We start from the raw sequence: 25,321 nt of genomic DNA, 5'->3' as shown, positions 1-25,321 counted from the left end.
AATGTCTATTTTAGTTTATACAGAATCTCAAGAAGGAAAATTTAAAAAACATGCACTTGAAGCGGTAAGTTTTGCAAGAGAAATTGCAAATCAGTACGGTACAGACGTCATAGCCGTTAGCGTAAATGCTGAAAATCTAGAAGAATTAGGTAAATATGGTGTAAATCAGGTTTATTCGCTAAAAGCGAAAGAAATCAACCATAGGGCTGTAGCTCAGTTTATTGCAGAAAAAGCAGATGGAGCCGTTGTTTTCTCGCATAGTGCTGAAGGAACGAGTATTGCGTCGCAGGTCGCAGTGAAGCTGGAGTCTGCAATAATCACAAATATTTTAGAAAAACCACAAGGAATACACCCGCTGGTAGTGAAAAGAACATCATTCTCAGGCAAAGCCTTAGCTTGGGTAGAAACTAGGGATGAAACTCCAGTTTTAACACTAGCTGTAAATGCTTTTGGCTTAAAGGAAAATCCAATAGAAATTGAGGTGAAAACAGCGGATTTACCTCAAGTAGAAAATAAAATTAAAGTAGAGAATATAGTACACGACAATGGTCAAATTGACTTGAAAGAAGCAGAACGAGTTGTTTCTGGAGGTAGAGGCCTAAAAGGACCAGAAAACTGGGGAATGATAGAAGAATTGGCGCAAAGCATAGAAGCAGCTACAGCATGCTCTAAACCAGTCTCAGACATGGGCTGGCGTCCACACTCAGAGCATGTAGGGCAGACAGGCAAAGCGATTGCCCCCAATCTTTATTTGGCAATAGGCATTAGTGGAGCTATACAACATTTGGCAGGAGTTAACTCCTCCAAAACGATTGTTGTTATAAATAATGACCCCGAAGCACCTTTCTTCAAATCAGCTGATTATGGAATTGTAGGAGATGCATTTGAAGTTGTGCCAAAACTCACCGAAGCTATAAAAAAATTAAAGGCTTAAAAAAAAACAATAAATATCATAAATTCTTACTTAAAGTTTTTAGCTGGTAAATTGAATTGAATATTGAAGTTTAAAAGGGATTAAACAGATATTTAACTCGCAGTAGCAACCACTAAACAGATAGCGGCTTCTTATTTTGAATAAAATTTAGGTGAAGCGCACTAAAAATAGTATTTTTACTTTTTAATTATGAATTATATCAAGCTAAACATAAGGGGAATTTCATATAGCCAGACTCAAGTAGGAGCTTACGCATTAATATTAGAAGAAGAGTTCGGTGGTAGAAAATTGCCCATCATTATTGGTAACTTTGAAGCTCAGGCCATTGCTTTAGCTTTAGAAAAAGATTTAACGCCACCTCGCCCATTGACTCATGATTTGTTTATGAATTTTTGTCATTTACTAGAGATAGAGATGAAAAATGTGCTGATTTATAATTTAGAAGAAGGAATCTTTTATTCCAATATCATCTTTGAAGATAAAGACAATATCTTGCATGAGCTAGACAGCAGAACGAGTGATGCGATAGCATTAGCGGTTCGGTTTAATTGCCCGATTTATGTGAAAAAAGAAGTGATGGATAGGGCTGGAATAAAAATGGAAATTATTACCGAAGAGGATTCAGAAGAAATAAAAGCAGCTATTCACGAAATTGAGAAAGAATTGACGAATGAAAATAAATCTGAAGAAGAAAAACTTTTAAATTTCACAATAAAAGAACTCGAAAAACAATTGCAACAAGCAGTAGAAACAGAGAATTATGAATTAGCAGCAAGCATCAGAGATGAACTGAGCAAAAGAGAAAAAGAATAAGTAAAATATTAGACATCAATGGAAATCTTAAGAGGGGTTTTAGGTATAATTGTAATTTTAGGAATTGCTTTTTTATTTAGCAAAAAAAAATCTTTTATCAACTGGAAAACTATTTTCGTGGGTTTAGTGATGCAGTTAATATTAGCTATAGGGATTTTAAAAGGAGATACCATCGGGTTTGATGTCGGGAATTACCGATTTGACTTTGGTTTCATTGGTTCTTTTTTTGATACTGTAGGGAAAATTTTTATCGAAATATTGAATTATACCAAAGCAGGAACCTCCTTTTTACTTGGTAACTTGTTAGATGACAATTCGTTCGGGTATATTTTTGCTTTTCAAGTTTTGCCAGTGATTATTTTCTTTTCGGCATTAACTTCCGTTTTATTTTATTTTGGAATCATACAAGCTGTTGTAAAATTTTTTGCTAAAGGTCTAAAAAAAATCTTAGGAACATCTGGGCCAGAAAGCCTTTCTGTTACTGGGAATATCTTCTTGGGGCAGACTGAGGCTCCGCTGATGATAAAAGAATACCTCTCTCGCATGACGAAATCTGAAATCCTATTGGTGATGATAGGTGGTATGGCGACAGTAGCTGGGAGTGTTTTAGGTGCGTATATCAATTTTTTGGGAGGGAATGACCCCGTAGAAATGCAGAAATTTGCACGTCATCTACTGGCAGCATCAGTCATGGCAGCACCAGGAGCGGTAGTTGTAGCTAAATTATTGTATCCACAGATTGAAAAACCGACTGAAAATTTGGAAGTGAAAATGGAAAATGTCGGGACTAATTTTTTAGAGGCCTTGTCAAACGGAACCTCAGAGGGATTAAAGCTTGCCGTCAATGTAGCAGCAATGCTTTTGGTATTTATTGCGATGATTGCCATGGTAAATGGCATATTGGGTTGGGTAGGGGAAGTCACACATTTAAACGAAATTATAGCAGCTCACACTATATACAAAACCTTATCATTAGAAATGATTTTAGGCTATTTATTTGCTCCGCTCATGTGGCTTATTGGCGTACCGACCACAGATATTAGCTTAATGGGGCAGCTTTTAGGAATCAAATTAGTAGCGAGTGAATTCATCGCATATGGGCAACTTGCTGAACTGAAAAATACCAGTACAGGCTTAGCACTGACTTCACAAAAATCGATCATCATGGCAACGTATATGCTCTGTGGATTTGCTAATTTTGCTTCAATAGGAATCCAGATTGGTGGCATTGGCTCATTGGCGCCTAGCAAACGTGTAATCTTATCTGAATTTGGTTTGCGAGCACTTTTGGGCGGAACATTGGCATCGCTGCTATCAGCTACCATTGCAGGAATTTTATTAAGCTAAAAAAACACTTTATGGAAAATTTAAATCAAAGAGAAAGAACAAATTACTTACCGCTCAGTATCATTTCAACATTATTGGGCTGTTTTTCACCATGTTTTATTGGTTTTGTGCTAGGTATTATAGCTATTGTTTTTGCAATTCAAGCTAAGAGCAAAGTAGCTAAAGAAGACTTCTTAGGAGCAAATAATGCAGAGAAATACGCTAAGATTCTATCATACATAGCCATTGCTATAGCTGTAGTTAATATGATTTACGTGGCATATTTGTATAAAACGAATCCTGAATATTTTCAAGAAATAATGGATGAAATCCAGCGAAACATTGAAAATTCGCAGCAGAAATAAAATTTTAAAAGGAATTTTGCTAGTAATTTTACTATTATTAGCAGGATTTCTTTTACAGCATTTTTATAAGCACAATCCAGAAGAGAACCCTGGCTTGTTCTATCCAGTGTGTACGTTCAAGGCAGCAACTGGCTGGGATTGTATTGGCTGTGGCGGGCAAAGAGCTTTGCATAGTCTGTTGCATTTAGAATTTTATAAAGCCTTTAAATTTAATGCTCTATTTGTTTCTCTAATTCCAGTAATTTTATATTACATTTGGTATTATTTTAATTTAATCTTTTTAAATCGAAAACTGAAAGAAAATTTTTTATTTTCTATCACTTTTGGGAAGTTCATTCTCGTGTCGGTTATTTTATTTTTCTTCCTGAGAAATATTTTCCATTAATATATTATATTATATACCCGTAGTGCATTTCTAAAAAAGTAATAAAAGCTTGTTCCAAGACCTTAAATTTTGGCATATTCAATTAATTATAAGTTAGTTAAATATCATGAACAGCATAATGCACTACGAGTAAGATAAATTAACTATGTATCGCTCGCTTTTCGGTGGCATCTAAGGCGGCCTCTTTCACGGCTTCCATATAAGTAGGATGTGCGTGGCTGATTCTTGCAAGGTCTTCGGCAGAAGCCCTGAATTCCATCGCCGTCACAGCCTCGGCAATCATATCTGCAGCACGGGCTGAGACCATGTGTACACCCAAAATTTCATCTGTTTTCTTATCAGAGAGGATTTTCACAAAACCATCAATATCACCACTGGCTCGTGCACGCCCCAAAGCTCTCACCAAGAATTTCCCCGTTTTATAATCCACCTTTTCCTCTTTCAGTTGCTCCTCAGTTTTGCCCACACCAGCAACTTCTGGCCAAGTATACACAACACTTGGTATCAGATTATAATCAATGTGCGGCCGCTGCCCAGCCAATTGCTCCGCCACCAGAATACCCTCTTCTTCCGCCTTGTGAGCCAGCATTGCACCACGTATCACATCGCCAATGGCATAGATATTCTCCACATTAGTTCTCAAATGCTCGTCCACCTTTATGCGCCCTTTTTCGTCTAATTCTACGCCCACATTTTCTAGGCCGAGCCCCTCGGTGTAAGGTTTTCGCCCCACGGCAACTAGGCAAATATCACCTTCTATACTTTGGCTTTCACCCTTATTATTTTCAAACTGCACTTCAACTTTATCGCCCGTTCTTTCCACGCTCGTCACTTTTGACTTCAGTTGAATATCCATACCCTCTTTTTTTAGAATTTTTCTCAATTCTTTAGAAAGATCAGCATCCATACTAGGGATCAGCCTATCCATATACTCTACCACGCTCACCTCTGCCCCCAAGCGTTGGTATACCGAGCCCAGCTCTAGCCCGATGACTCCACCGCCGATTACTATCATTTTCTGTGGAATTTCCCGCAGCTCCAGAGCCTCTGTAGATGTAATGATTTTTTCCTTATCAATCTTGATGAATGGGAGAGAGGCGGGCTTAGAGCCAGTAGCGATGATGAAGTGCTTTGAGCTAATTTCCCGCACCTCTTCGCCTTTGATTTCCAATGTATTTTGGTCTTTAAAGCTCCCCAAACCATGGAAAACAGTGACTTTATTTTTATCCATCAAGAAATCAATGCCCTTAGTCGTTTGCTCCACAACTGCACGTTTTCTTTCAACCATGCGGTTTAGGTCTACAGACAAATTCCCGACATCAATGCCGTGCTCGCTAAAGTTTTCTTTGGCATTGGAATAATGCTCAGAAGAATCCAAAAGCGCCTTTGACGGGATGCAGCCAACATTGAGGCAAGTCCCGCCCAATGTATCATATTTTTCTACCAAAGCTGTTTTGAACCCCAACTGAGCCGAACGTATTGCCGCTACATAACCACCTGGCCCAGAGCCAATAACTGTTACATCAAATTTTCCCATGAAAATACTTTTTGTTTCGAAATTTAAATAAAAAGATTAAATATAAAAATTTTCTAAGGCTTAAAAAAAATCTTTTAGAAAAAAATGCTAACAAAAAATTTAAGGCTTGAAAAAAAAATCTTGATTATAATTTATAATTTTCTTAAATTAAAATAGTTATAACGAATGACTTAAATTTTAAACTGCATTTAATTTGAATTTAAATAAAATAAACTTAAAGATGAGCGATAAATTTGCATAATTCAAAAACGTAAAATACATTTGCGGGCAGGTTGAGAAAAGTGAAAAAATCTCAACGGAAATTTTTAACAAAAAAATAACGAAATTTTAACAAATGAAATTTGTGAGTTTCAAAATAAAGTGTAAACACACACACACACACACAGATAATAAGCTAAACAACTCATTATCAATAACTTATAATAATTTTTTGCTTCCCTGCGGGAGCGAACCGCAAAACCGTGCAAGAAAATCTTGTGCGGTTTTTCTATTTTCACCTGTGTGAGAATAGTAATTTCTTCAAAAAAGAAGAGCCTCACGGGTTGGGGCTCTTTCTAAAAGAAGAAGTAAAAAAAAGTTGAATAAAAAACAGCAAAAATTTAATCAAGAAAAGAATAAATCAATAAAATATTAACCAAAAAAATTAAAACAAATGAAGAAATTATTACTTTCTTTCGTTGTATTATCAGCGGTTGCGGCCACCGCCCAAGTAGGCGTTAATACAGATGAGCCACAAGCCACATTACAGGTGAAAGCAAAAAATACTAATGGCAATACGCCAGAGGGTATACTGACCCCGCAAGTAACGGGCGAAGCCCTTACAGCGATGCTGGCCAACTTAGGGGCAGAGCAAAACGGGATGCTTGTCTACGTAACTTCCCCTGCCGTGGTTATAACAGAAGAAAATTTAAAGCAATTACCAGACCCTACAATAGCAAATGTGACTACACCAGGCTATTACCGCTTTAATTTTGATGGCACCACTGGTGATAAAAGCTTTGTGAAACTGGAACCCAGTGGATTGCAAAAAACATTGGATACTACCGTATTAGATGGTGTTACTAGATACATCAGCTATGGTTTTGTAGATGCTAAGAGGAGACCATTAATTACATATAATGCAGATGGTGAAGGTGAAATTTATGGCGGCAATATAGGAGGTATAGACATGACGATACCTCTTGAGTCTACTGCCGATAACGTTGGAGTATTTGGCTTGAATAGTATAGGCATAGGGCATGATGTAAAACTAAAGGGTAATAGGTCTGTAGCCATTGGCTATGGAGCAGAGGCGATTGATAATACTAATACAGCGAGCTATAATGGTCTTATGGCTATTGGGGCAAATTCTAAAGCTTATGGGAGGAATTCTATTGCTATAGGACTATATACCACCGCAGGCACTGAAAACTCTACTACAGATCATGGATCTGTTGCTATAGGGATAGGATCTCAATCTACAGGGGCTTCTTCTTTAGCTATACATGGAGAGGCTAAAGCTAATTTTAGCATTGCTATAGGGGGAACTACTGATACTAATGCTATTAATAGCATTGCTATAGGGAGTGCCTCTCGTTCAGAAGTAGCGGGCGGAATAGCCATAGGATATAGAGTCATAGCTACCGAAAATTTCCCTATAGTGATAGCTGCTGACTCACCTAACTCAGCAGCACTTGCGATGAGTAAGGATGGTGATTTGCATGTGATTTCAAATGAAGTAGCAGGTAAGTCCGAGAATACTGGCATTGTTCTAGATTCCCCAGATGGAACAGCTTGGAGAATAACGGTAAGCGATAGCGGAGAATTAGTTGTGAAAAAGCACGAGGGAGTAAGGTAATAGGTGATTTACGGCTAAGTGCATTGGTTTTGTATACTTGGGTGCTAAATGCTTTTGGGTAAATATGGCACGGATGATGTGCTAAAACTGCGGCACGGATAGGAATGGAAATCCCGCAAAGGCAGATGCGGCTACAAAAAATAAACGCCAAAGAGTGGAACACGCAGGTGTGAACTCTTTTGGCGTTATTTTTTTGTAAGCAGATGACTGCGGAATTGGAATGGATAGCCGTGAATGCCGCCCCCCCCAAAAAAAAATCTTCAGGAAAAATTGTTGGTAAAATTTTTTAAGGCTTAAAAAAAAAATCCTTACTTAGAATTTACTATTTTTGGCAAGGCTTTTAAAAAAAATTTTAATAATAGATGACTGATTTGAATAGACTTTATAGCGACCAGCGAACTTGGGCAACGGGGCAGGGGGCAAATCAGGATTATAGGACGGCATTTCAGCGGGATTATGATCGCATTATTTTTTCGCCAGCGTTCAGGAAGTTGCAAAACAAGACACAGGTTTTCCCGTTGCCGGGCACCACTTTTGTTCACAATCGGCTTACGCACTCGCTGGAGGTGGCGTCTGTGGGGCGGAGTTTGGGGCATTTGGTTGGGCATTTTTTTGCCTCGCGGTATAAGTCTGAGCTGAGCAAGGAGAGCAGGTATTTTTATAAGCATAATTTGGCATACGTTATCTCGTCGGCTGCTTTGTGCCATGATATTGGGAACCCAGCGTTTGGGCATTCTGGGGAAGATGCTGTGGCGCAGTATTTTGTGGAGAATGAGGGGTTGATTCGCCCGCTGCTGAGCGAGGCTGAATGGCAGGATTTGACTCAGTTTGAGGGGAATGCCAACGCGATTCGTGTGTTGACGCATGCCCAAAGTGGGAAGTCTAAGGGCGGAATGCTATTGACTTATAGCACGCTTTCGGCGATTGCTAAATACCCGTGTGAGTCTTCGGCTAAGGATAAAAATTTTTTAAGGCTTAGGAAATTTGGGTTTTTCCAGTCGGAGAAAGAAATTTTTGTGAGAATGGCGGAGCAAACGGGGATGAAAAAAATTCAGGATTCGCCTGTTTCTTTTGCTCGGCATCCGTTTGTGTGGCTTACAGAGGCGGCGGATGATATTTGCTATAATATTATAGACTTTGAGGATGCGCATCGGCTTCAGATTATAGACCACGGGACTTGCCTTGAGCTTTTGAAAAATATAGTGGTGGAGCTGGGCGAGGTGCAACCTGAAGAAATTGAACGGAAGCTGAGTGTGGTGACTGATAAAAATGATGCGATTGCTTACCTGCGGGCAAAGGCGATTAGTGTTTTGACGCAACTGGTGTATGAGCGCTATGTGATTCATCATGAGAAGTTACTGGCGGGGGAGTTTGAGACGTCGTTGTTTGATTTAATTTTGAATAAATCGGTGGCGTTGCAGCAGATTAGGGATTTCTCTTTTGAGCATATTTATCGCCACAAAAGTGTGATGGAAATCGAGTTGGCGGGTTATCGGGTGATGGGGACTTTGCTCAGCTATTTTGTTCCTGCAGTGGTAAAAGAAAAAAATCAACGAACTAAAGAAGAAAGCTTAACTTTGTCTCTACTGCCAGAGCCACATCGCTATGAGGGGAAAGATGTGTATCATCAGATTTTGGGCGTTATAGATTTTATAACGATGATGACGGATGATGAGGCGCTGGAGTTCTACCGAAAAATGACGGGAATACAAATAGGAATAAATTTATAAAAATAAATAATTATGGATAAAATTTTTGATTTAATTCAAAAGGAAAAAGAGAGGCAAACGAATGGTATAGAACTGATTGCATCAGAAAACTATGTGAGCGATGATGTGCTGAGGGCTTTGGGTTCTGTGCTGACGAATAAATATGCGGAGGGCTACCCTGGGAAGCGCTACTATGGCGGCTGTGAGGTTATAGACGAAGTAGAGCAACTCGCGATCGACCGCCTGAAGGAACTTTTTGGTGCAGAATATGCGAATGTACAGCCGCATTCTGGTTCGCAAGCCAATGCGGCAGTTTATTTAGCTTGTTTAGCTGCGGGAGATAAGATTTTAGGTTTAGATTTATCTCACGGGGGGCATTTGACTCACGGTTCACCCGTGAATTTTTCAGGCATTCGGTTTGAGAATTATTTCTATGGGCTAGATAAAGAAACTGGCTTGATAGATTATGATGCGATGGAAGCTAAAGCTAAAGAAGTGAAACCAAAAATGATTATTTGCGGGGCATCGGCATATTCTCGAGACATTGACTATGAGAGATTTAGAAAAGTAGCTGATGAGGTAGGAGCTGTGCTGATGGCAGATATTGCACACCCAGCGGGGCTGATTGCCAAGGGATTACTCAATAACCCAATGCCACACTGCCATATTGTAACTTCTACCACGCATAAAACTTTACGCGGGCCACGGGGAGGAATCATCATGCTAGGGAATGATTTTGAAAATCCATTTGGCAAGAAAAGAGCAGGGAAACCTAAAATGATGTCTGAATTACTGAATTCAGCTGTTTTCCCAGGAAATCAAGGCGGCCCATTAGAAAATGTGATTGCCGCAAAAGCCATTGCCTTTGGCGAAGGCTTGAGCCCAGCATTTAAAACCTATGGTGAAAATGTCATCAAAAATTCTAAAAAATTAGCAGAGCATTTGATGGAAATGGGCTATGAAATCGTATCTGGCGGAACGGAAAATCACTGTATGCTGATTGACTTGAGAAATAAAAACGTGAACGGGAAAATAGCCGAGAAAGCCTTGGTAGATGCTGACATTACGTGCAATAAAAATATGGTTCCGTTTGATACCGAGTCGCCGTTCATCACCAGTGGAATTCGCTTGGGTTCGGCCGCCGTGACAACTCGTGGACTGAAAGAAAATGATATGGAAACGATTGCTAATTTCATTAACAAAGTGATTGAAAATCATGATAATGAGCAGGTAATAAAAGAAGTCCGCGCCGATGTAAATGACTTGATGAAGAGTAAACCACTATTCCAAATGTGAAAAATTTTTTAAGCCTTTAGAAAAAATAAAGGCTTAAATTTTTCTCAATTAGTTATTTAAGATTTATTTATTATGCTTCAAAAAAATATTTTTGCTCTTTTGGTATTGGTATTGCTAGCCTCTTGTTCCGCAACGAAAAGAATTCAGGTAAAAACCGTTGAAAAAACCATTCGAGATACGGTTTACATCAAAGAAATCAGCAAGGTAGAAGACCGAGTTTACCAAGCGGCAGTTTTGAAGAATTATAACGTCAATGCAGATTCTTTACCCTCAATTGGGCAAGATTATCGGGTGAAATTTTTGATTTTGCACTACACGGCTCTTGATTACCCCACTTCTATGCGCGTTCTGACCAAGCAAGCGGTGAGCTCACATTATTTAATCAATGATAAAAATGATAAAGAAATCGATATTTTGGTGAGTGAAGATGCGAGAGCTTGGCATGCGGGGGTGAGCTTCTGGAGTGGACGGACGAATTTAAACGATTCAAGCATAGGGATTGAAATCGTGAATCAAGGTTCTACCGAATATGATGGGAAAAAATATTTTTTTGCTTATCCTGATTATCAAATAAAAAAAGTAGCCGCTTTGGCTAAAAACATCATCGAGCGTTATGAAATTGCACCTGATTATGTTTTAGGGCATAGCGATGTCGCCCCACAGCGGAAAAATGACCCTGGGCCACTATTCCCATGGGAAAAATTGTATAGAGATTACCAAATCGGTGCGTGGTATGAGGAATATGATAAGCAATTTTATGAAGCACAATTCTTACCTGAACTTCTCAACGATTCTATTTTTATAAAAACCGTACAAGAAGATTTTGCTCGCTACGGTTATGAAATTGAAGCAAATGGTGAGTGGACTAAAAAATCGAAGAGAGTAGTCAGTGCTTTTCAAATGCACTTTCGCCCAGCGAATTATGACGGCGTTTTAGACCGAGAAACTTGGGCGATTTTAAAAGCTTTGATAAAAAAATATAAAACCAATATCTAATCTCAGGGAATCGCTTTAAAAATACTTACATGAAGTTATTTTAATCTTTGATTAATTCTTTATTTTTGTTAAAATTAAAATCAGAAGATCATGACGATTTCAATTTTAGGATCGGGAAATGTAGCACATCATTTGGTGCGGGCAATGATTCAAAACACGATTCAAGTAAAGCAAATCTACAATCGCTCACTTGATAAAGCTGCGGAGTTGGGCGAAGCAAATCATATTGAATATACGGATGATATTAAAAAGTTACAGCGAGCAGACGTGTTCATCATAGCAACGGCTGATGATGCGATAGAAGAATTGAGTCAGCAAATTCCTTTTCCTGATGCGATTGTGGCACACACCAGTGGCACGTCAAGTATTGAGAGGCTGAAGGGGAATTTTAAGAAAGGGGTGATTTATCCGCTACAAACTTTCTCCAAAGATCGTTATGTGAAATATGATGAAATTCCTTTCTTCATAGAAGCAGAAAATCCTGAAATTTTAAAAGCCTTAAAAAATTTAGCTAAAAAAATAACGCATCGGGTTTATGAATTAAATTCAGAAAAAAGAAAAGAAATACATTTAGCAGCAGTTTTTGTATGCAATTTTGTTAATTATTTATACGGTATTGGGAAAGATTTAGTCGAGAAAGAAGGTTTGCCGTTTTCAGTTTTGCAAGCATTGATTCTAGAAACTGCCGAAAAAATCAAGGAGCTAAATCCATACGAAGCACAAACTGGGCCAGCGGTGCGCGGTGATGAAAAAACGATTGCTCAGCATTTGGAATTGCTAAATGATATGCCCCGTAAAAAAGCTATTTACGAGCTTTTGACGAAATCCATCCAAGAAAAATATACATGAATTATAACCGAATTATAGATGAATTATAACATGAGTTACAAGGAGAAATTAAAAGAAATTAAAGCTTTGGTTTTTGATGTCGACGGTGTCTTTACCAACGGCAAAGTTTACCTAGAAAGCGATGGCAGCTTGGGTAGAAAGATGGACGTAAAAGATGGTTTTGCGGTGCAATATGCGGTGAGAAAAAATATACCAATGGGGATAATAAGTGGTGGGAAAAATGAAAAAGTGAGAACCCGTTTCAAGGATTTAGGCATTACGGATGTTTATTTAGATTCGCAGGATAAGCTTGATGATTTCAAAGATTTTTATTTCAAATATGATTTGAAGCCGACAGAAATTCTATACATGGGCGATGATATTCTTGATTTGGAAGTGATGAGAAATTGTGGTTTAGCGGCGTGTCCAGCTGATGCTGTACCAGAAGTAAAAAGAGTGGCACACTATATTTCGCCCAAAAACGGGGGAGATGGCTGTGTGCGAGATGTGATAGAGCAACTTTTGAAAATTAAAAACTTGTGGGTTTAAAATTTGAGATGAAACTCATCAGCATCTTTGAGGAAAGGGAATTTTTCTCGAATTTTTTTAAGGCTTAAAAAATCTAAGCTAAATTGTAAAACGCATTCGTGTGGTTGGAGTGGTTCTATTTTTTCACCCAAAGGATTGATGACTTGGGACTTACCGTTGTAGGCAATCCCATTCCCATCTATTCCAGTGCGGTTAACTCCAACTACAAAGCATTGATTTTCAATAGCTCGAGCTTTTAATAATTGATTCCAAGCATTGATTCGAGATTTGGGCCAATTGGCAATGTAAAATAAAACTTCATAATCATTTTTATTTCTTGCAAAAACTGGAAACCTCAAATCATAGCAAATCTGTGGCAAGAAACTCCAATTCTGGTAACTGAAAATTTTCCGACTTTTCCCTGCTGAATAAAATTTATCTTCTCCTGCAAAGGAAAAAAGATGTCTTTTATCATAGATTTGGAAAGTTTCGTTGGGTTCCACCCAATACATTCGATTGTAGAAGCTTCCTTTTTCTTCCACAGGAATGCTACCTACGACAAGCGCATGGTGTTTTTTGGCTAATTTTTGTAGAAATTGGAAGGATTCTCCGAATGTTTTTTCTGCTATTTTTTCTACATTCATACTAAATCCCGTAGAAAACATTTCGGGCAGGAAGATAATATCTGAATCAGAGAAATAGGATTCAAGAGCCTGAATTTGTTGAAAGTTTTTAGCTGGATTTTCCCATGAAATATCGTATTGTAATAAGTTGATATTTAGCGTTTTAATCATGTGAGATTCGTGAAGTTATTCTTTGTTTTTCAGCTTATTTGGGGAGAAGATTCTTCTTTGCAATGCGTCGCAGTTAATTCTATTGACGATAGCATAGCTGATAAAAAATGCGCTAACGCCCAACATTCCGCCTGCAATGGTGTCTTCTATAAAATGCTGAGACAAATAAACTCTAGAATAAGCTCCTAAAATGCCCATGAATGCAAAAAGAATTTGGAGATATTTATTTTTGTAGAATAAATAGGCTAAAAAAAGAAAAAAAGCAATACTTGTGGCAGAATGCCCTGATGGGAAGGAATAATGTGAGTTTAAAGAAACGCCCTCGATAAGATGTAAATCCTTTGGCGTGAAATAATTAATAGGGCGAAGTATATCTCCTATGATTATTTTTTTAAAGAACTGAACGCTAAGCCCTGCAATCAAGAAATTTAGGATACCGAGAAGTAAATTTTTTAGAGATTTTTTGTATAAAACGTACGGGATGAAAATCAATGAAACAGCTCCGTAGCCGATGTGTGTATAGTATTTGAAAAAAAAGTCTAGAGCAGGTGTGTTAAAGGTATTTAAGAGCTGATGCAATTCTACTTTTGAATAAAATTGTGTGAGAATTGTAGCTAAAATAAAGTATAAAAATATAAGGCTTAAAAAATATTTTAATTTACTGAAAATCATCATACAAGTTAATATTAACTGCCCCAATTATAAATTTTCACAATTAGGGCAGTTTGAATTTAAATTTAAATGAATAAATGAACTAATGAACTCGCGAAATTAAAAACTTTTTGATTAATCTACAAAATCAAGTTCATTGATGATTCTATTGGCACCAGATAGTTGCTCGATGATAAACATCACATAGCGAATGTCTACATTGATGGTGCGTTGCAAATCTTTTTCAAACTCAATGTCACCACTCATAGCTTCCCAGTTTCCGTCAAAAGCCAAGCCCAGTAATTCGCCATTCCCGCCAATCACAGGAGAGCCAGAGTTTCCACCAGTGATGTCATTATCAGTCAAGAAACAAACAGGCATGTTCCCATTTTCATCTGCCCATTGCCCAAAAGTCTGAGTGTTATAAAGACGAATGAGTTCGGTTGGCATATCAAATTCAGAATTAGGCAAGAATTTTCTCATACCGCCCTTCAAAGTAGTGTAGTAATTTGAAGAAACATCGCTTGGCCGTGTAGGATTCTCTGGCAAAGAAACTACTTTCCCCGTACTCAAGCGCATAGTGAAATTGGCATCGGGGTAGAACACTTTGTTTGGTTGAGATTCTCTCAAGGCTTGAATGAATAAACGATAGGCTTTCTCATATTTTTCTTCCGCTTGCCTTACATTTTCTGGCACATTTTGATAAGAATGAATCAAACCAGCTGAAATCTTAAAAATAGGGTCATTGTTAAACGCTTCTAAATCATTGTTAGCAAAAGCTTGCTTGAGCGCTGTAGCATTTCTGAAAATTGAATTTTCATAGTTTGCTTCTACAAATTGACTGAAGTTTCCATATTCTTTTAAAGCATCTTTCAAGGCTTTATGATGATAAATTTCAGCCGTATTTTCATAATATTTTTGAAGCAAAACGGCTAAAGCTTCTCGCTCCAGTTCAGTGCTAAAGTTCTCATACTGAGATTCGATTCTTTCATGAACTTGAGGTAGCATATTCTTTTGATTTTCGGCATCTTGACGGTGATAAGTATCAAAAAGATTTTTCATTCGGTAAGCAACCAATACCAGAGAACTACCTGGCAATACTCCACGAGAAATATAAGTTTGGTTAGCTATATAATCATTAGAGATTTGATAATAATTTTGAATATCTTTTAGCACATTGCCGTATTTAGCTTTTCGAGTTGGGTCATTATCAATCCATTGTGTTAGATTTTTTTCAATTTCTTTTTTCTTATCATAAGTTCTTAGCTTATTCAGAGCCTGGGTCATGCCAATACGATTTTTCCAGTAGTTATCGATGCTTGCATATTTAGAAGCATAATTTAAATTAATTGCATTATCACTATCCATATATTTTTTTAGAACCGCTCTAGCATTAGCCGCCGCATCAATCCATGCAGGAAACTCGATATCTAGCGCTTGCTGAATTCCAAATGAAGACATATAACGCTCTGTACTACCAGGATATCCTATAGTCATAGCAAAATCGCCAGGCTTCACACCACCTTTTTTGATGGGCAAATGATGTTTTGGCTTCAAAGGAACATTAGACGGAGAATATTCAGCTGGATTTCCGTTGGCATCTGCATAAACTCTAAAAATTGAAAAATCCCCAGTATGTCTTGGCCACTCCCAATTGTCGTAAGTTCCACCATATTTTCCTACCGATTCTGGTGGAGTCCCAACCAATCTGACATCATGATAATCTTGATATACAAAATAATAGAACTCATTACCTCCATAGAAATCTTTCACAACAACCTCATACCTACCATTTTCATTATTTTCTCTCTTAATTTTTTCAATCTCAGCATTTATGATTTCTCCTCTTTGTTCTGACGTCATCTTGTCATTCAACTGGCGCACGATTCTGCTGGTCACATTATCCATTCTTACCAAAAAACGAACATAAAGATTGTCAGGCTTTAATTCTTCTTCAAAGCTTTTTGCCCAAAAACCATCATGTAAATAATCATTTTCTGGCGTAGAAAGCTGTGCAATAGCCCCGTACCCACAGTGGTGATTGGTAAAAACTAAACCTTGATTAGATACCACTTCACCAGTACAATAGCCCCCAAAACTGACGATAGCATCTTTTAAACTTGCTTGGTTAACACTATAGATTTCTTCGGGCGTCAAATGTAAACCTTCTTTTTGCCAGTCAGAATATTTTAATCGGTCAATAAAAGCCATTAGCCACATTCCTTCATCTGCAAAAGTGAAAACACCACTAAAACACAAAATTAGTGATAGAACAATTCTCTTCATTATCTATAAAAATTAAAATTTCCCCAAAAATAATAAAACCTAACTGGCATTTAAAAACTTAACTGAAATAAATAATGCATATGATGAAAATAAGTCTATCTTTGCAAAACGTTTAAAGTGGTTTTTCTATCAAAAGTTTATTTGTTGGCATTCCATTTTGGCCGATTAAATAAAAAAATAAATAGATTATGAACATTTTTGTAACAAAATTAAACCGAGAAACCACTGACGAAGATTTAAGAGAATTATTTGAAAACTACGGCACTGTAGACTCTTCAAAAATCATCATCGACAGAGAAACTGGAAGATCCAAATGCTTTGGCTTTGTGGAAATGCCCAATGATGATGAAGCTAGAGAGGCTATAGAAAATTTAAATGAAACTGATTTTCAGAATTTTAATATCGTTGTGAAAAAAGCAAATCCAAAACCTAACAACGAAGGTAGAGATAGTAGAAATAACTACAGGAGATAAAAATTTTTAAAGCCTTAAAAAAATCCGAATTTTTAGACCGTTGTCAGAGAATTCGGATTTTTTCTGTCATATTGGCATCAAAAAAGGAATGGCAAGCAATTTGTTTTTTTAGAGTTTTTAAAAGTAAAATAAAATTAATATGAGCCAAGAGCAACAGAATAAACATCAAGAATTAGATGAAAATGAAGAATTGACCACTGATGAAGCGACTGAAAATCAAAATCAAAAAAATAAAGTTTTGAAAGAACCGAGCATTCAAGAACAACTAGAAGAAGAAAAAAATAAGTACGTAAGGTTGTACGCAGAGTTTGATAACTTCAAAAAAAGAAGCCTAAAAGAAAGAGAAGAGCAACGTTTTTTGGCTAATCAATCCTTGATGGAAACCTTGCTTCCTGTTTTAGATGATTTTGAAAGAGCCATTAAAGAACTCAAAAAAGAAGAAGAAGAAAATATGCTAAAAGGAATTGAGCTCATTCAGCAAAAATTAGTGGAAAGCTTAGAAAAAAAAGGCTTAAAAAAACTAGAAGTTGAAAATGGAAATGAATTTGATGCAGAATTACACGAGGCTGTGACACAGGTTGATTCACCAAATGAAGAGATGAAAGGAAAAATCATTGACATTATAGAAACAGGATATCAATTAGGGGAGAGAGTGATTCGTTACCCCAAAGTTGTAGTCGGTAAATAAAGATTTATGTCAAAAAGAGATTATTACGAAATTTTAGGTGTAGAAAGAACAGCCACACAAGCTGAAATCAAAAAGGCTTATCGTAAAATAGCCCTACAAAACCACCCTGATAGAAATCCAGGGAATAAAGCTGCAGAAGAAAAATTCAAAGAAGCGGCAGAAGCTTACGAAGTCTTGAGTGATGATAATAAACGCCAGCGCTACGACCAGTTTGGCCATGCAGGTATGGGCGGTGCTGGCGGCTTTGGCGGAGGTGGCATGAATATGGAAGATATCTTTGCTAATTTTGGAGACATCTTTGGAAGTGCCTTCGGTGGCGGAGGTTTTGGATTCGGTGGTGGAAGAGGCCAACGCCAACCCAGAGGTTCTAATTTGAGAATCAGAGTTAAGCTTAATTTGCAAGAGATGGTGGAAGGCGTGACCAAAAAAATGAAAGTGACACGAATGGTCTTAGCTGATGGAGCTACGTTTAAAACTTGCCCTACATGTAAGGGTAGTGGGCAACAGGTGCGTATAATAAATACGCCACTCGGGCAAATGCAGACTGCGACAACTTGTGGCACTTGTAGCGGAACGGGCAAAATTGCAGATAAAATTCCAAATGGAGCTAATAAGCAAGGTTTAATCAAAAAAGATGAAACCGTGGAGGTGAAAATCCCAGCTGGAGCAAGAGAGGGAATCCAAATGCAGGTAAGAGGCAAAGGAAATGAGGCAGCTTTTGGCGGCCCAGCAGGTGATTTGCTGGTAGTGATAGAGGAGGAGCAACATGCTGAAATTCACCGTGATGGGAATAATTTGCATTACGATTTATTCGTTGGGTTACCAGATGTAATTTTAGGAGCAGATGTAGAAGTTCCTACTGCCACAGGAAAAGCAAAAATTAAAATTGAACCAGGAACGCAATCAGGTAAAGTGCTTCGCCTGAAAGGTAAAGGTTTACCGAGTTTAGAAGGCTATGGCACGGGGGATTTGTTCATTCATGTCAATGCCTTTATTCCTAAGAAATTAAGTTCAGAGGAGATGAAATTTTTTGAAAAAATGCGTGGAAATGAAAATTTTGAACCTGACCAAGAGAATAAATCTAAATCATTTTTTGATAAAGTTAAAGAAATGTTTGACTAATTAATTCTATAGAAAAAAATTAGGGAAAAAAAGTTAGACAGAGACAATGAAAAAGCCACTTCAGTAAAATTGAGATGGCTTTTTTTTAAGGCTTAAAAAAAAATAAAAATTTTAATCAAATTTATTCAGCAACAACTTCTGTGGGCTGAATTGCTGTAGAGTCAATCCCTAAACTATCTGCTGGAGCTAGAATTTGTATGTTGTCTTGTTCTACTTTGTTTTCATGATGGATTTCCTCTACAATAGTATGATTATCAATTGCATTTGGGTCTGCTGGTAAGACCATTTTGTTACCATTTTCGTTGAATTTGCAACTTGTTGCTAAAGCAAATATGGGAATGAAAAGTAATAATTTTTTCATGGTTAAAAATTTTTGAAAGTGCTAAAGTAATTAAAAATATAAAATTTAAGTAAGTCTAAGATAAAAATTCTATCAATTTTTCTAAAGCTAAGGCACGGTGTGAGATTTTATTTTTTTCTTCAGCACCGATTTGGGCAAATGTTTTTTCGTAGCCGTGGGGTACAAAAATAGGGTCGTAGCCAAAGCCTTTTTCGCCACGAGCTTCTGTTATTATTTTCCCATGTATTTTCCCTTCAAAATAGTGAGGTTCAACATTTTGTATTAGGCAAATCACAGTCATGAAAAATGCGTCAGCCGACTGCCCATTAAGTTTACGGATCAATTTTTCAATGTTTTTTTTATCATTTTTTTCCCCAGAATAGCGAGCAGAATAAATGCCTGGCTCCATATTTAGCGATGGAACGCACAAGCCAGAATCTTCTGAAATTACGGGATGTTGATATTTATTGAAAAAATATTTAGCCTTTAAAAAAGCATTTTCTCTAAACGTATTTCCCGTTTCTTCCACATCATCTTTATCATTTAAATCATCAAGACTTTTGATTTCCCAGTGGGGTAGAATTTTCCTGATTTCTTTGGTTTTATTTGGATTCTGAGTAGCGAAGATGAGCATGTGGAGTAATTTTAATCATGGTATAAATGAGTATAAAAAAGAGGAGCAAAGAGCTGCCTATCAATAAAAAATTTTCTTCAAAAAAAGGTTCTTCTACATTTTGACTTTTTAGACTGTAAACAAAGCTGATAAAATTATTGATAAAATGCAAAAAAATGCAAAGTAGTAAAGAGCCTGTGCGCCAGTAAATAAATCCGAAACAAATGCCTAAAATCCCTGCTCCTATGAATTGCCAAGGATTGAGATGGGCGAAACCAAACAAAATTCCGCTAAAGAAAATGGCCCAAATAGGATGTGTTTTGGAATTTAATAAGCCTTGTAAAATAAAGCCTCTGAAGATGCTTTCTTCTAAAATTGGAGCTAAAATACAAATGGTAATGAATGCAGAAATGGGTTTGCTTAAAATGGATTTGAATGTCTCTACAAAATCTTGATAAATTTTTTCTAAAAATGGAATGCCTTCGGTAGGGATTAAATTCGCCGTGTATTCACTAAAGGGCAAAATTGAAAGGTAAATTCCAATGGCGAGCAGCCACAATTTCCACTTCAACCCCGTAAGTAGCATGTCTTTGTAGACTTGAAAGGGTAATTTTTTTAAATAAAAAAGTAAAACTAAAGCTAGGCTGAATCCTGTAAAAAATGATAAGATAAAGCCTAAGTCTTCGAGCCCTAAGTAGTTGAAAATAAACCCAACGATGCCTCCAGCAACTTGAGCGATTAATACGAGAATAAAACAGGCGATAACCTCCCAAAAACTTAGGCTGTAGTTGTATTTTTGATTAAGAAATTTATTCATGATGATATTTTTTGTTGGTCAAAATAGAGTAAGCTCGGTAAAGTTGTTCAATGAAAAAAAGACGAATCATCTGATGTGTAAACGTCATTGCCGAGAGAGAAACTTTTTCGTTGGCACGTTGTATTATTTCATCTCCAAAGCCATAGGGACCTCCGATGATAAAAACGATGCTTTGTTGATTAGAAATTAACTTTTGATTGATGTAGTTAGCAAAATCTTTTGAAGTAAATGATTTTCCTTTTTCGTCTAGCAAAATGATAAAATCACTGAAGTTGATTTGCTCTAAAATTAACTTTGCTTCTTGGTTTTTTTGTTCAATTTCAGAAAGAGAACTTCTATTTTTGAGCTCCTTTATTTCAAGGCTTTCAAAATTAAAAATTTTAGGCAATCGCTCTTTATAGTAGCTAAATAAACTTATAATTTCTTTTTGGCTGGTTTTGCCAACTGATATTAATTTGATTTTCATTCTTCTAATAATTCATAGCCACATCGGTGGCAGTGTTTAGCATCGGGCAAGTGGTGTTCTTCGCCACAGTTTTTGCAGACTTCAGTTACTAAATTTTCCTCTTTTTGTATCTTTCTTGTCAGCTCAGAGGTAACGATACCAGTAGGCACGGCAATGATTGAATAACCTAAAATCATGATGCAAGAAGCTAAAAATTGCCCCAATGGAGTGATGGGCGAGATGTCGCCATAGCCTACCGTAGTCAAAGTAACGATGCACCAATAGATGCTAATGGGGATGTTATCAAACCTAGACTCAGGATTGCTGCCTTCAACCAAAAACATGGCTGTCCCAATGACGCAGACAATTAAGATTAAAAATAATAAAAAGTATGAAATTTTGTACCAACTTGCGCGTAGGCTATAAGCTAAAGTGTTGCGAGCATCTAAAAAATGTACTAATTTAAATATTCTAAAAACTCGTAAGAGCCGCATCACCCGAAAAACCATAAAAAATTGAGAACCGTGGATGAGAAATTCTAAATAAGTAGGCAAAATGGATAATAAATCAATAATACCATAAAAACTCTTAGCATATGAGCTTGGTTTTTTGACGGAGTATAGACGAAATAGGTATTCTAGCGAAAAAAGAAAAGTTAAAAACCATTCGATGGTCACAAAAATATTATGATATTTGAATTTGTAGGTATCAACGGAATCTAGCATCAGCAAAACGATACTGATAACGATGACTATGAGTAAAGCGACATCAAAAAATTTACCCCAATAAGTATTGGATTCAAAAATGATGCTATGTACTTTCTCTCTGAAGTTTTCTTTTTTTTTAATAGATTTTTTAGTCACAAAGCCAATAATGAGAATATTGATATGCGAAACTACTAAATTTTACATAAAAGTTGGGGTTTAATTTTAAGTTTCAAAAATTAATTATTATTTTAGTGAACTGAATAGAAGGAAATATTATAAAGAAAATTATAAAAATAATGAAGAAAACATTAATTTTAGCCGGGTTTTCAGCTTTGATGATGACGAGCTGTGTAAGTAAGAAAAAATATGACGAGTTGCAGTCAGAATTTGAAAAAGTTTTTGCTGCTCAGCAAACTTGTAACAATCAGTTGACGCGTTGCGAAAGTGATAGATCATCTATCCAAGCACAATTGGATGCCTCTAAAGCAAATTTAAATTCACTACAAAGTGCGCTAGACCAGTGTTTAAATGCCCAAAGCACAGGAAATGTAAACATTACTAAATTAATTGAGCAAATTGACGCATCAAATTCTTATATCAAACAATTGATTGCTAGTAAAAGTAAGAGCGATTCACTAAACATGGTCTTGACTAATAATCTTACAAGATCTTTATCTAGAGATGAGATGAGAGATATTGATGTGCAAGTGCAGAAGGGAGTTGTGTTTATCTCACTGTCTGACAACATGTTATATCGTTCAGGAAGTTATGAGATTTCATCTGAGGCTAATGAAGTTTTAGGTAAAATTGCTAAGATTATCAAAGACTACCCAACTTATGATGTGATGGTAGAAGGTAATACTGATAATGTGCCAATTTCTAAAACTAATATTAGAAATAACTGGGATCTGAGCGCGTTGCGTGCTTCATCTGTCGTGCAAGCTTTGCAAGAGCAGCATGGAGTTGATCCTAAGCGTATGACTGCTGGTGGTAGAGGTGAATACAATAGTATTTCATCTAACGACACCCCAAGCGGAAGAGCAGAAAATAGAAGAACAGAAATTATTATTCTTCCTAATTTAGAGCAATTTATGGAATTAATTGGTCAAGCACCAAGAGGTTAATTTCAATCAAAAGAATTTTGAATAATGAAAATGGCAGGCCTTTTATGAAGGTCTGTCTTTTTTTTACGCCACTCATCAACACTACAAGTCTCAATTAATTGAGTAGGTAACGTGAGATCGCAACTTATCGAGAGAATGGTGCTTGGCTTAAGAGTACTCAAAATATCTTTCAGTAACTGATTATTGCGGTAGGGAGTTTCCATAAAAATTTGAGCACTCCCATTTTGCTCACTTAGTTTTTCTAAATTCTTTAAGTTATTTTTACGTTCACGTGAATCAATAGGTAAATAGCCGTTAAAACAAAAATTTTGACCATTCAGCCCAGAGGAAACCAATGCCAACAAAATGGAGGAAGGGCCAATGAGCGGCTCAACACTAAAACCTAGTGAATGTACCAACTGTAGAAATTGACTGCCAGGGTCAGCAATTCCAGGCATCCCAGCTTCAGAAATAATACCGATATTTTGTTGATTTTTTAAAGGCTTTAGAAATTCTGGGATAATTTCTTTTGGAGTTTTTTTGTTTAAAATTTCAATTTTCAAATCCTGTTGAGACTTATCTGGGCAAACTTTTTTGATAAATCGGCGTGCAGATTTCTCATTTTCTACCAAAAAATGAATTAAATTTTGGATAACTTCTATATTATAAGGTGGGAAAACCTGAGAAGATATGCTTTCATTGCCCAAAAAATTAGGAATTAAATAAACGATAGGCTTATCCATTTCTTCTGTCGTAATCTTCTATAATTTTATCAGTTGCATGATCTAGCATTTCAAAAACTTGATGAAAACCTTGCGTTCCACCATAGTAAGGATCAGGAACATTTTGATTCATTCCAGGTGAAACCAAATTCATGATGAGTTCAACTTTGTACTGGTCTTTATGATTTCTAGCTAAATCCATCACGGTATTGTAATTCCCTGAATCCATTACATAAATGGCATCAAAAGTATCAAAATCCTCTGTTGTGAATTTTCGACTTCTTTGGTCTGTTATATCAATATTGTTTAGTTCTGCAATCTCAATAGAGCGAGGATCGGGCAATTCACCAACATGTAAACCGTTGGTACCAGCAGAGTCAACTTCTATATTACGATTACCAATCTTATTTCTTAAAATTCCCTCTGCGAGAGGAGAACGGCAAATATTTCCTAAACAAAGCATTAAAATTCTCATTCCGCAATACCAATTTTTCTTCTTAAATCATCCACATAACCTTTAAAAACTTTATCCGTTTCAGCTAGATTTTTCACTGTTTTGCAAGCGTGTAAAACAGTAGCATGATCTCTTTTACCAATTTGTGTGCCAATGCTTTGCAAAGAAGCATTGGTGTATTGTTTAGAGAAGTACATAGCCAATTGGCGTGCTTGTACAATATCTCTTTTGCGAGTTTTGGATTGAACTTTCTCAATAGGAATTTTAAAGTAATCACATACCACATTTTGAATATAATCAATTGAAATTTCTTTTCGCTGATTTTTGATTAAATCGCTTAAAACCTTTTCAGCTAAATCAACTGTAATTTCTTTTCGGTTCAGCACAGAACGAGCCACCAAAGAGTTTAAAGCGCCTTCTATTTCACGGATGTTGGTTTTAATGTTTTTAGCAATATAAGTCGTGACTTCAGGGTCTAATTCAATGCCACCTTTCTCCAACTTACTTTTTAGAATTTCTAGACGAAGCTCATACTCAGGGATTTGCAAATCAGCAGAAAGACCCCATTTAAACCTTGAGATCAATCGCTGGTCTACATCTTGTATATCTACTGGAGCTTTATCAGAAGTCAAAACCAATTGATTCCCACGCTGATGCAAATCATTGAAAATATGGAAAAAAACATCTTGAGTTCCCTTTTTGCCCGATAAAAATTGAACGTCATCAATGATTAAAACATCAATCATCTGATAAAAATTCACAAAATCATTTCGATTGTTGCTACGCGTGGCACTCTGATACTGATTAGAGAATTTTTCCATAGAAACGTATAATACCGTTTTCTCAGGGTGTTTTTCTTTGACTTCAAGTCCAATGGCATGCGCCAAGTGTGTTTTGCCCAAGCCAACTCCCCCGTAAATAAACAGTGGATTGAAGGATGTTCCTCCTGGGCGTTTAGCAATTGCTTTCCCCGCAGAACTTGCCAGTCGATTAGTCTCACCTTCGATGAAGCTATTAAAACTATAATTAATATTAAGTTGGGAGTCAATTTTCAACTTCTGAATTCCAGGAATTGCAAACGGACTCTTGATTTTATTACTACTCAGAGGAGCATCCAGCTCTTGCTTTAGAACTTTCTCTTTATTACTACTCGGGATATTAACGGTGTAAGGATCTTTATTCGTTATTTTTTTCTCCATCACTATACTATAGATCAACTTAGCATCTTTACCCAATTCCTTTTGTAAAGAAGCCTTTAGAAGCTTGATGTAGTGCTCCTCAAGCCATTCATAAAAGAACTTGCTAGGAACTTGTACCGTTAAAATATTACCATCTAATTTAGTGGCTTTAGTCGGTTCAAACCAAGTATGAAACGCTTGTTCAGATATGTTGTCTTGTATGAATGATAAGCAATTGCCCCATACAGAAGCTGCTGTTTTTGACATTGAAAAATACTATTTTGATTAAACAAAAAAATGCTCTTATTTTTGAGCTTGATTGGAGCAAAATTGTGAAAAAATATTGAACTAAAAAAAGTGATTTGCTATTGACT

General features: G+C 36.7%; 26 protein-coding genes and 1 pseudogene. 15 read left to right on the top strand and 12 right to left on the bottom strand.

The window, feature by feature from the left end; all coding sequences use genetic code 11:
• Position 1: 1 nt before the first annotated feature.
• The 5 genes and pseudogenes from QOX03_RS04825 to QOX03_RS04805 all read left to right on the top strand — a co-directional run bounded on the left by QOX03_RS04825 (position 2) and on the right by QOX03_RS04805 (position 3,823).
• The gene (locus QOX03_RS04825) at positions 2-934 is read left to right on the top strand and encodes an electron transfer flavoprotein subunit alpha/FixB family protein (RefSeq protein ID WP_283670237.1); all 933 of its coding nucleotides are present in this window, start codon (positions 2-4) and stop codon (positions 932-934) included.
• Positions 935-1,123: 189 nt separating this feature from the next.
• Positions 1,124-1,747, top strand: a complete 624-nt coding sequence (locus QOX03_RS04820; protein ID WP_283670236.1) for a bifunctional nuclease family protein — start codon at positions 1,124-1,126, stop codon at positions 1,745-1,747.
• Positions 1,748-1,771: 24 nt separating this feature from the next.
• Positions 1,772-3,094: pseudogene (locus tag QOX03_RS04815) on the top strand (NupC/NupG family nucleoside CNT transporter); the annotation flags it as partial.
• 11 nt (positions 3,095-3,105) lie between these two features.
• A complete protein-coding gene (locus QOX03_RS04810; protein ID WP_119059109.1) occupies positions 3,106-3,438 on the top strand; it encodes a CD225/dispanin family protein in 333 nt (110 codons plus the stop codon).
• The gene (locus QOX03_RS04805; RefSeq protein ID WP_283670235.1) at positions 3,398-3,823 is read left to right on the top strand and encodes a DUF2752 domain-containing protein; all 426 of its coding nucleotides are present in this window, start codon (positions 3,398-3,400) and stop codon (positions 3,821-3,823) included. The genes QOX03_RS04810 and QOX03_RS04805 overlap by 41 nt, the downstream gene beginning before the upstream one ends.
• A 139-nt stretch (positions 3,824-3,962) precedes the next feature.
• Here QOX03_RS04805 and lpdA read toward each other — a convergent pair whose 3' ends face one another.
• Positions 3,963-5,360, bottom strand: a complete 1,398-nt coding sequence (gene lpdA, locus QOX03_RS04800; protein WP_283670234.1) for a dihydrolipoyl dehydrogenase — start codon at positions 5,358-5,360, stop codon at positions 3,963-3,965.
• Between the two features lie 652 nt (positions 5,361-6,012).
• Here lpdA and QOX03_RS04795 point away from each other — a divergent pair.
• The 6 genes from QOX03_RS04795 (at position 6,013) to QOX03_RS04770 (ending at position 12,575) form a co-directional block, all read left to right on the top strand.
• Positions 6,013-7,197, top strand: coding sequence for a hypothetical protein (locus QOX03_RS04795; protein WP_283670233.1), 1,185 nt, complete (start codon positions 6,013-6,015; stop codon positions 7,195-7,197).
• A gap of 362 nt (positions 7,198-7,559) precedes the next feature.
• Positions 7,560-8,927, top strand: coding sequence for a dGTP triphosphohydrolase (gene dgt, locus QOX03_RS04790; protein ID WP_283670232.1), 1,368 nt, complete (start codon positions 7,560-7,562; stop codon positions 8,925-8,927).
• Positions 8,928-8,939: 12 nt separating this feature from the next.
• A complete protein-coding gene (gene glyA, locus QOX03_RS04785; RefSeq protein WP_434800595.1) occupies positions 8,940-10,202 on the top strand; it encodes a serine hydroxymethyltransferase in 1,263 nt (420 codons plus the stop codon).
• Between the two features lie 72 nt (positions 10,203-10,274).
• On the top strand, positions 10,275-11,198 hold the full coding sequence (locus QOX03_RS04780) for an N-acetylmuramoyl-L-alanine amidase (protein ID WP_283670231.1): 924 nt from the start codon (positions 10,275-10,277) through the stop codon (positions 11,196-11,198).
• Between the two features lie 90 nt (positions 11,199-11,288).
• Positions 11,289-12,047, top strand: a complete 759-nt coding sequence (locus tag QOX03_RS04775) for a Rossmann-like and DUF2520 domain-containing protein (RefSeq protein WP_245952940.1) — start codon at positions 11,289-11,291, stop codon at positions 12,045-12,047.
• An 18-nt stretch (positions 12,048-12,065) separates the two neighbouring features.
• Complete coding sequence (locus tag QOX03_RS04770) at positions 12,066-12,575, top strand: KdsC family phosphatase (protein ID WP_434800594.1); 510 nt, start codon at positions 12,066-12,068, stop codon at positions 12,573-12,575.
• Here the strand turns inward: QOX03_RS04770 and QOX03_RS04765 are convergent.
• From QOX03_RS04765 to QOX03_RS04755, 3 genes are all read right to left on the bottom strand, one after another.
• Positions 12,572-13,348 (bottom strand): amidohydrolase, encoded by a 777-nt coding sequence (locus tag QOX03_RS04765; RefSeq protein ID WP_283670230.1) that lies wholly within the window; start codon positions 13,346-13,348, stop codon positions 12,572-12,574. The genes QOX03_RS04770 and QOX03_RS04765 overlap by 4 nt on opposite strands.
• A gap of 15 nt (positions 13,349-13,363) precedes the next feature.
• Positions 13,364-14,023, bottom strand: coding sequence for a phosphatase PAP2 family protein (locus QOX03_RS04760; protein ID WP_283670229.1), 660 nt, complete (start codon positions 14,021-14,023; stop codon positions 13,364-13,366).
• 111 nt (positions 14,024-14,134) lie between these two features.
• Positions 14,135-16,285: a S46 family peptidase gene (locus tag QOX03_RS04755; RefSeq protein ID WP_283671727.1), complete on the bottom strand. Its 2,151-nt coding sequence runs from the start codon at positions 16,283-16,285 to the stop codon at positions 14,135-14,137.
• Between the two features lie 188 nt (positions 16,286-16,473).
• Here QOX03_RS04755 and rbp point away from each other — a divergent pair, with 188 nt between their 5' ends.
• The 3 genes from rbp to dnaJ all read left to right on the top strand — a co-directional run bounded on the left by rbp (position 16,474) and on the right by dnaJ (position 18,568).
• Positions 16,474-16,758 carry an RNA-binding regulator gene (gene rbp / locus QOX03_RS04750; protein WP_119058013.1) on the top strand — a complete coding sequence of 95 codons (285 nt, stop codon included), beginning with the start codon at positions 16,474-16,476 and terminating at the stop codon, positions 16,756-16,758.
• A 139-nt stretch (positions 16,759-16,897) separates the two neighbouring features.
• Complete coding sequence (locus QOX03_RS04745; protein ID WP_283671726.1) at positions 16,898-17,446, top strand: nucleotide exchange factor GrpE; 549 nt, start codon at positions 16,898-16,900, stop codon at positions 17,444-17,446.
• A gap of 6 nt (positions 17,447-17,452) precedes the next feature.
• On the top strand, positions 17,453-18,568 hold the full coding sequence (dnaJ, locus tag QOX03_RS04740; RefSeq protein WP_283671725.1) for a molecular chaperone DnaJ: 1,116 nt from the start codon (positions 17,453-17,455) through the stop codon (positions 18,566-18,568).
• Between the two features lie 121 nt (positions 18,569-18,689).
• Here the strand turns inward: dnaJ and QOX03_RS04735 are convergent, their stop codons facing one another.
• From QOX03_RS04735 to QOX03_RS04715, 5 genes are all read right to left on the bottom strand, one after another.
• Positions 18,690-18,854, bottom strand: a complete 165-nt coding sequence (locus QOX03_RS04735) for a hypothetical protein (RefSeq protein ID WP_165846428.1) — start codon at positions 18,852-18,854, stop codon at positions 18,690-18,692.
• Between the two features lie 130 nt (positions 18,855-18,984).
• Complete coding sequence (gene rdgB / locus QOX03_RS04730) at positions 18,985-19,542, bottom strand: RdgB/HAM1 family non-canonical purine NTP pyrophosphatase (RefSeq protein ID WP_283671724.1); 558 nt, start codon at positions 19,540-19,542, stop codon at positions 18,985-18,987.
• Positions 19,511-20,338: a CPBP family intramembrane glutamic endopeptidase gene (locus tag QOX03_RS04725; RefSeq protein ID WP_283671723.1), complete on the bottom strand. Its 828-nt coding sequence runs from the start codon at positions 20,336-20,338 to the stop codon at positions 19,511-19,513. Before QOX03_RS04725 ends, rdgB begins: the two co-directional genes overlap by 32 nt.
• Positions 20,331-20,804, bottom strand: coding sequence for a 23S rRNA (pseudouridine(1915)-N(3))-methyltransferase RlmH (locus tag QOX03_RS04720; RefSeq protein WP_119058019.1), 474 nt, complete (start codon positions 20,802-20,804; stop codon positions 20,331-20,333). The genes QOX03_RS04725 and QOX03_RS04720 overlap by 8 nt, the downstream gene beginning before the upstream one ends.
• A complete protein-coding gene (locus tag QOX03_RS04715) occupies positions 20,801-21,646 on the bottom strand; it encodes an ion transporter (RefSeq protein ID WP_283671722.1) in 846 nt (281 codons plus the stop codon). Before QOX03_RS04715 ends, QOX03_RS04720 begins: the two co-directional genes overlap by 4 nt.
• A gap of 140 nt (positions 21,647-21,786) precedes the next feature.
• On the opposite strand from QOX03_RS04715, the gene QOX03_RS04710 reads away from it, so the two are divergent.
• Entirely contained in the window at positions 21,787-22,614 is an 828-nt protein-coding gene (locus QOX03_RS04710) for an OmpA/MotB family protein (protein ID WP_119058020.1), read from the top strand.
• 2 nt (positions 22,615-22,616) lie between these two features.
• Here QOX03_RS04710 and QOX03_RS04705 read toward each other — a convergent pair whose 3' ends face one another.
• The 3 genes from QOX03_RS04705 to dnaA are packed head-to-tail and all read right to left on the bottom strand — an operon-like array spanning position 22,617 to position 25,214.
• The gene (locus QOX03_RS04705; protein WP_283671721.1) at positions 22,617-23,336 is read right to left on the bottom strand and encodes an SAM-dependent methyltransferase; all 720 of its coding nucleotides are present in this window, start codon (positions 23,334-23,336) and stop codon (positions 22,617-22,619) included.
• The gene (locus QOX03_RS04700; protein WP_283671720.1) at positions 23,329-23,790 is read right to left on the bottom strand and encodes a low molecular weight protein-tyrosine-phosphatase; all 462 of its coding nucleotides are present in this window, start codon (positions 23,788-23,790) and stop codon (positions 23,329-23,331) included. The genes QOX03_RS04705 and QOX03_RS04700 overlap by 8 nt, the downstream gene beginning before the upstream one ends.
• The gene (gene dnaA, locus QOX03_RS04695) at positions 23,787-25,214 is read right to left on the bottom strand and encodes a chromosomal replication initiator protein DnaA (RefSeq protein WP_283671719.1); all 1,428 of its coding nucleotides are present in this window, start codon (positions 25,212-25,214) and stop codon (positions 23,787-23,789) included. Before dnaA ends, QOX03_RS04700 begins: the two co-directional genes overlap by 4 nt.
• Positions 25,215-25,321: the final 107 nt, after the last annotated feature.

Source organism: Candidatus Ornithobacterium hominis (assembly GCF_951229915.1).
GTDB classification, from domain to species: Bacteria; Bacteroidota; Bacteroidia; order Flavobacteriales; family Weeksellaceae; genus Ornithobacterium; species Ornithobacterium hominis.
The sequence above is the reverse complement of the archived record's forward strand: the minus strand, read 5'-3'. Positions and strand labels throughout refer to the sequence as shown.

Coding starts and splice junctions, on each gene's coding strand:
- QOX03_RS04745 (WP_283671726.1), top strand. CDS start 16,898: ATGAGCCAAGAGCAACAGAATAAACATCAAGAATTAGATGAAAATGAA.
- QOX03_RS04805 (WP_283670235.1), top strand. CDS start 3,398: ATGAAATCCAGCGAAACATTGAAAATTCGCAGCAGAAATAAAATTTTA.
- QOX03_RS04725 (WP_283671723.1), bottom strand. CDS start 20,338: ATGAATAAATTTCTTAATCAAAAATACAACTACAGCCTAAGTTTTTGG.
- lpdA (WP_283670234.1), bottom strand. CDS start 5,360: ATGGGAAAATTTGATGTAACAGTTATTGGCTCTGGGCCAGGTGGTTAT.
- dnaA (WP_283671719.1), bottom strand. CDS start 25,214: ATGTCAAAAACAGCAGCTTCTGTATGGGGCAATTGCTTATCATTCATA.
- QOX03_RS04780 (WP_283670231.1), top strand. CDS start 10,275: ATGCTTCAAAAAAATATTTTTGCTCTTTTGGTATTGGTATTGCTAGCC.
- QOX03_RS04735 (WP_165846428.1), bottom strand. CDS start 18,854: ATGGTCTTACCAGCAGACCCAAATGCAATTGATAATCATACTATTGTA.
- QOX03_RS04775 (WP_245952940.1), top strand. CDS start 11,289: ATGACGATTTCAATTTTAGGATCGGGAAATGTAGCACATCATTTGGTG.
- QOX03_RS04810 (WP_119059109.1), top strand. CDS start 3,106: ATGGAAAATTTAAATCAAAGAGAAAGAACAAATTACTTACCGCTCAGT.
- QOX03_RS04765 (WP_283670230.1), bottom strand. CDS start 13,348: ATGATTAAAACGCTAAATATCAACTTATTACAATACGATATTTCATGG.
- QOX03_RS04820 (WP_283670236.1), top strand. CDS start 1,124: ATGAATTATATCAAGCTAAACATAAGGGGAATTTCATATAGCCAGACT.
- QOX03_RS04705 (WP_283671721.1), bottom strand. CDS start 23,336: ATGGATAAGCCTATCGTTTATTTAATTCCTAATTTTTTGGGCAATGAA.
- QOX03_RS04700 (WP_283671720.1), bottom strand. CDS start 23,790: ATGAGAATTTTAATGCTTTGTTTAGGAAATATTTGCCGTTCTCCTCTC.
- QOX03_RS04710 (WP_119058020.1), top strand. CDS start 21,787: ATGAAGAAAACATTAATTTTAGCCGGGTTTTCAGCTTTGATGATGACG.
- QOX03_RS04760 (WP_283670229.1), bottom strand. CDS start 14,023: ATGATGATTTTCAGTAAATTAAAATATTTTTTAAGCCTTATATTTTTA.
- glyA (WP_434800595.1), top strand. CDS start 8,940: ATGGATAAAATTTTTGATTTAATTCAAAAGGAAAAAGAGAGGCAAACG.
- QOX03_RS04720 (WP_119058019.1), bottom strand. CDS start 20,804: ATGAAAATCAAATTAATATCAGTTGGCAAAACCAGCCAAAAAGAAATT.
- rdgB (WP_283671724.1), bottom strand. CDS start 19,542: ATGCTCATCTTCGCTACTCAGAATCCAAATAAAACCAAAGAAATCAGG.
- QOX03_RS04795 (WP_283670233.1), top strand. CDS start 6,013: ATGAAGAAATTATTACTTTCTTTCGTTGTATTATCAGCGGTTGCGGCC.
- dnaJ (WP_283671725.1), top strand. CDS start 17,453: ATGTCAAAAAGAGATTATTACGAAATTTTAGGTGTAGAAAGAACAGCC.
- QOX03_RS04825 (WP_283670237.1), top strand. CDS start 2: ATGTCTATTTTAGTTTATACAGAATCTCAAGAAGGAAAATTTAAAAAA.
- QOX03_RS04770 (WP_434800594.1), top strand. CDS start 12,066: ATGAATTATAACATGAGTTACAAGGAGAAATTAAAAGAAATTAAAGCT.
- rbp (WP_119058013.1), top strand. CDS start 16,474: ATGAACATTTTTGTAACAAAATTAAACCGAGAAACCACTGACGAAGAT.
- QOX03_RS04755 (WP_283671727.1), bottom strand. CDS start 16,285: ATGAAGAGAATTGTTCTATCACTAATTTTGTGTTTTAGTGGTGTTTTC.
- dgt (WP_283670232.1), top strand. CDS start 7,560: ATGACTGATTTGAATAGACTTTATAGCGACCAGCGAACTTGGGCAACG.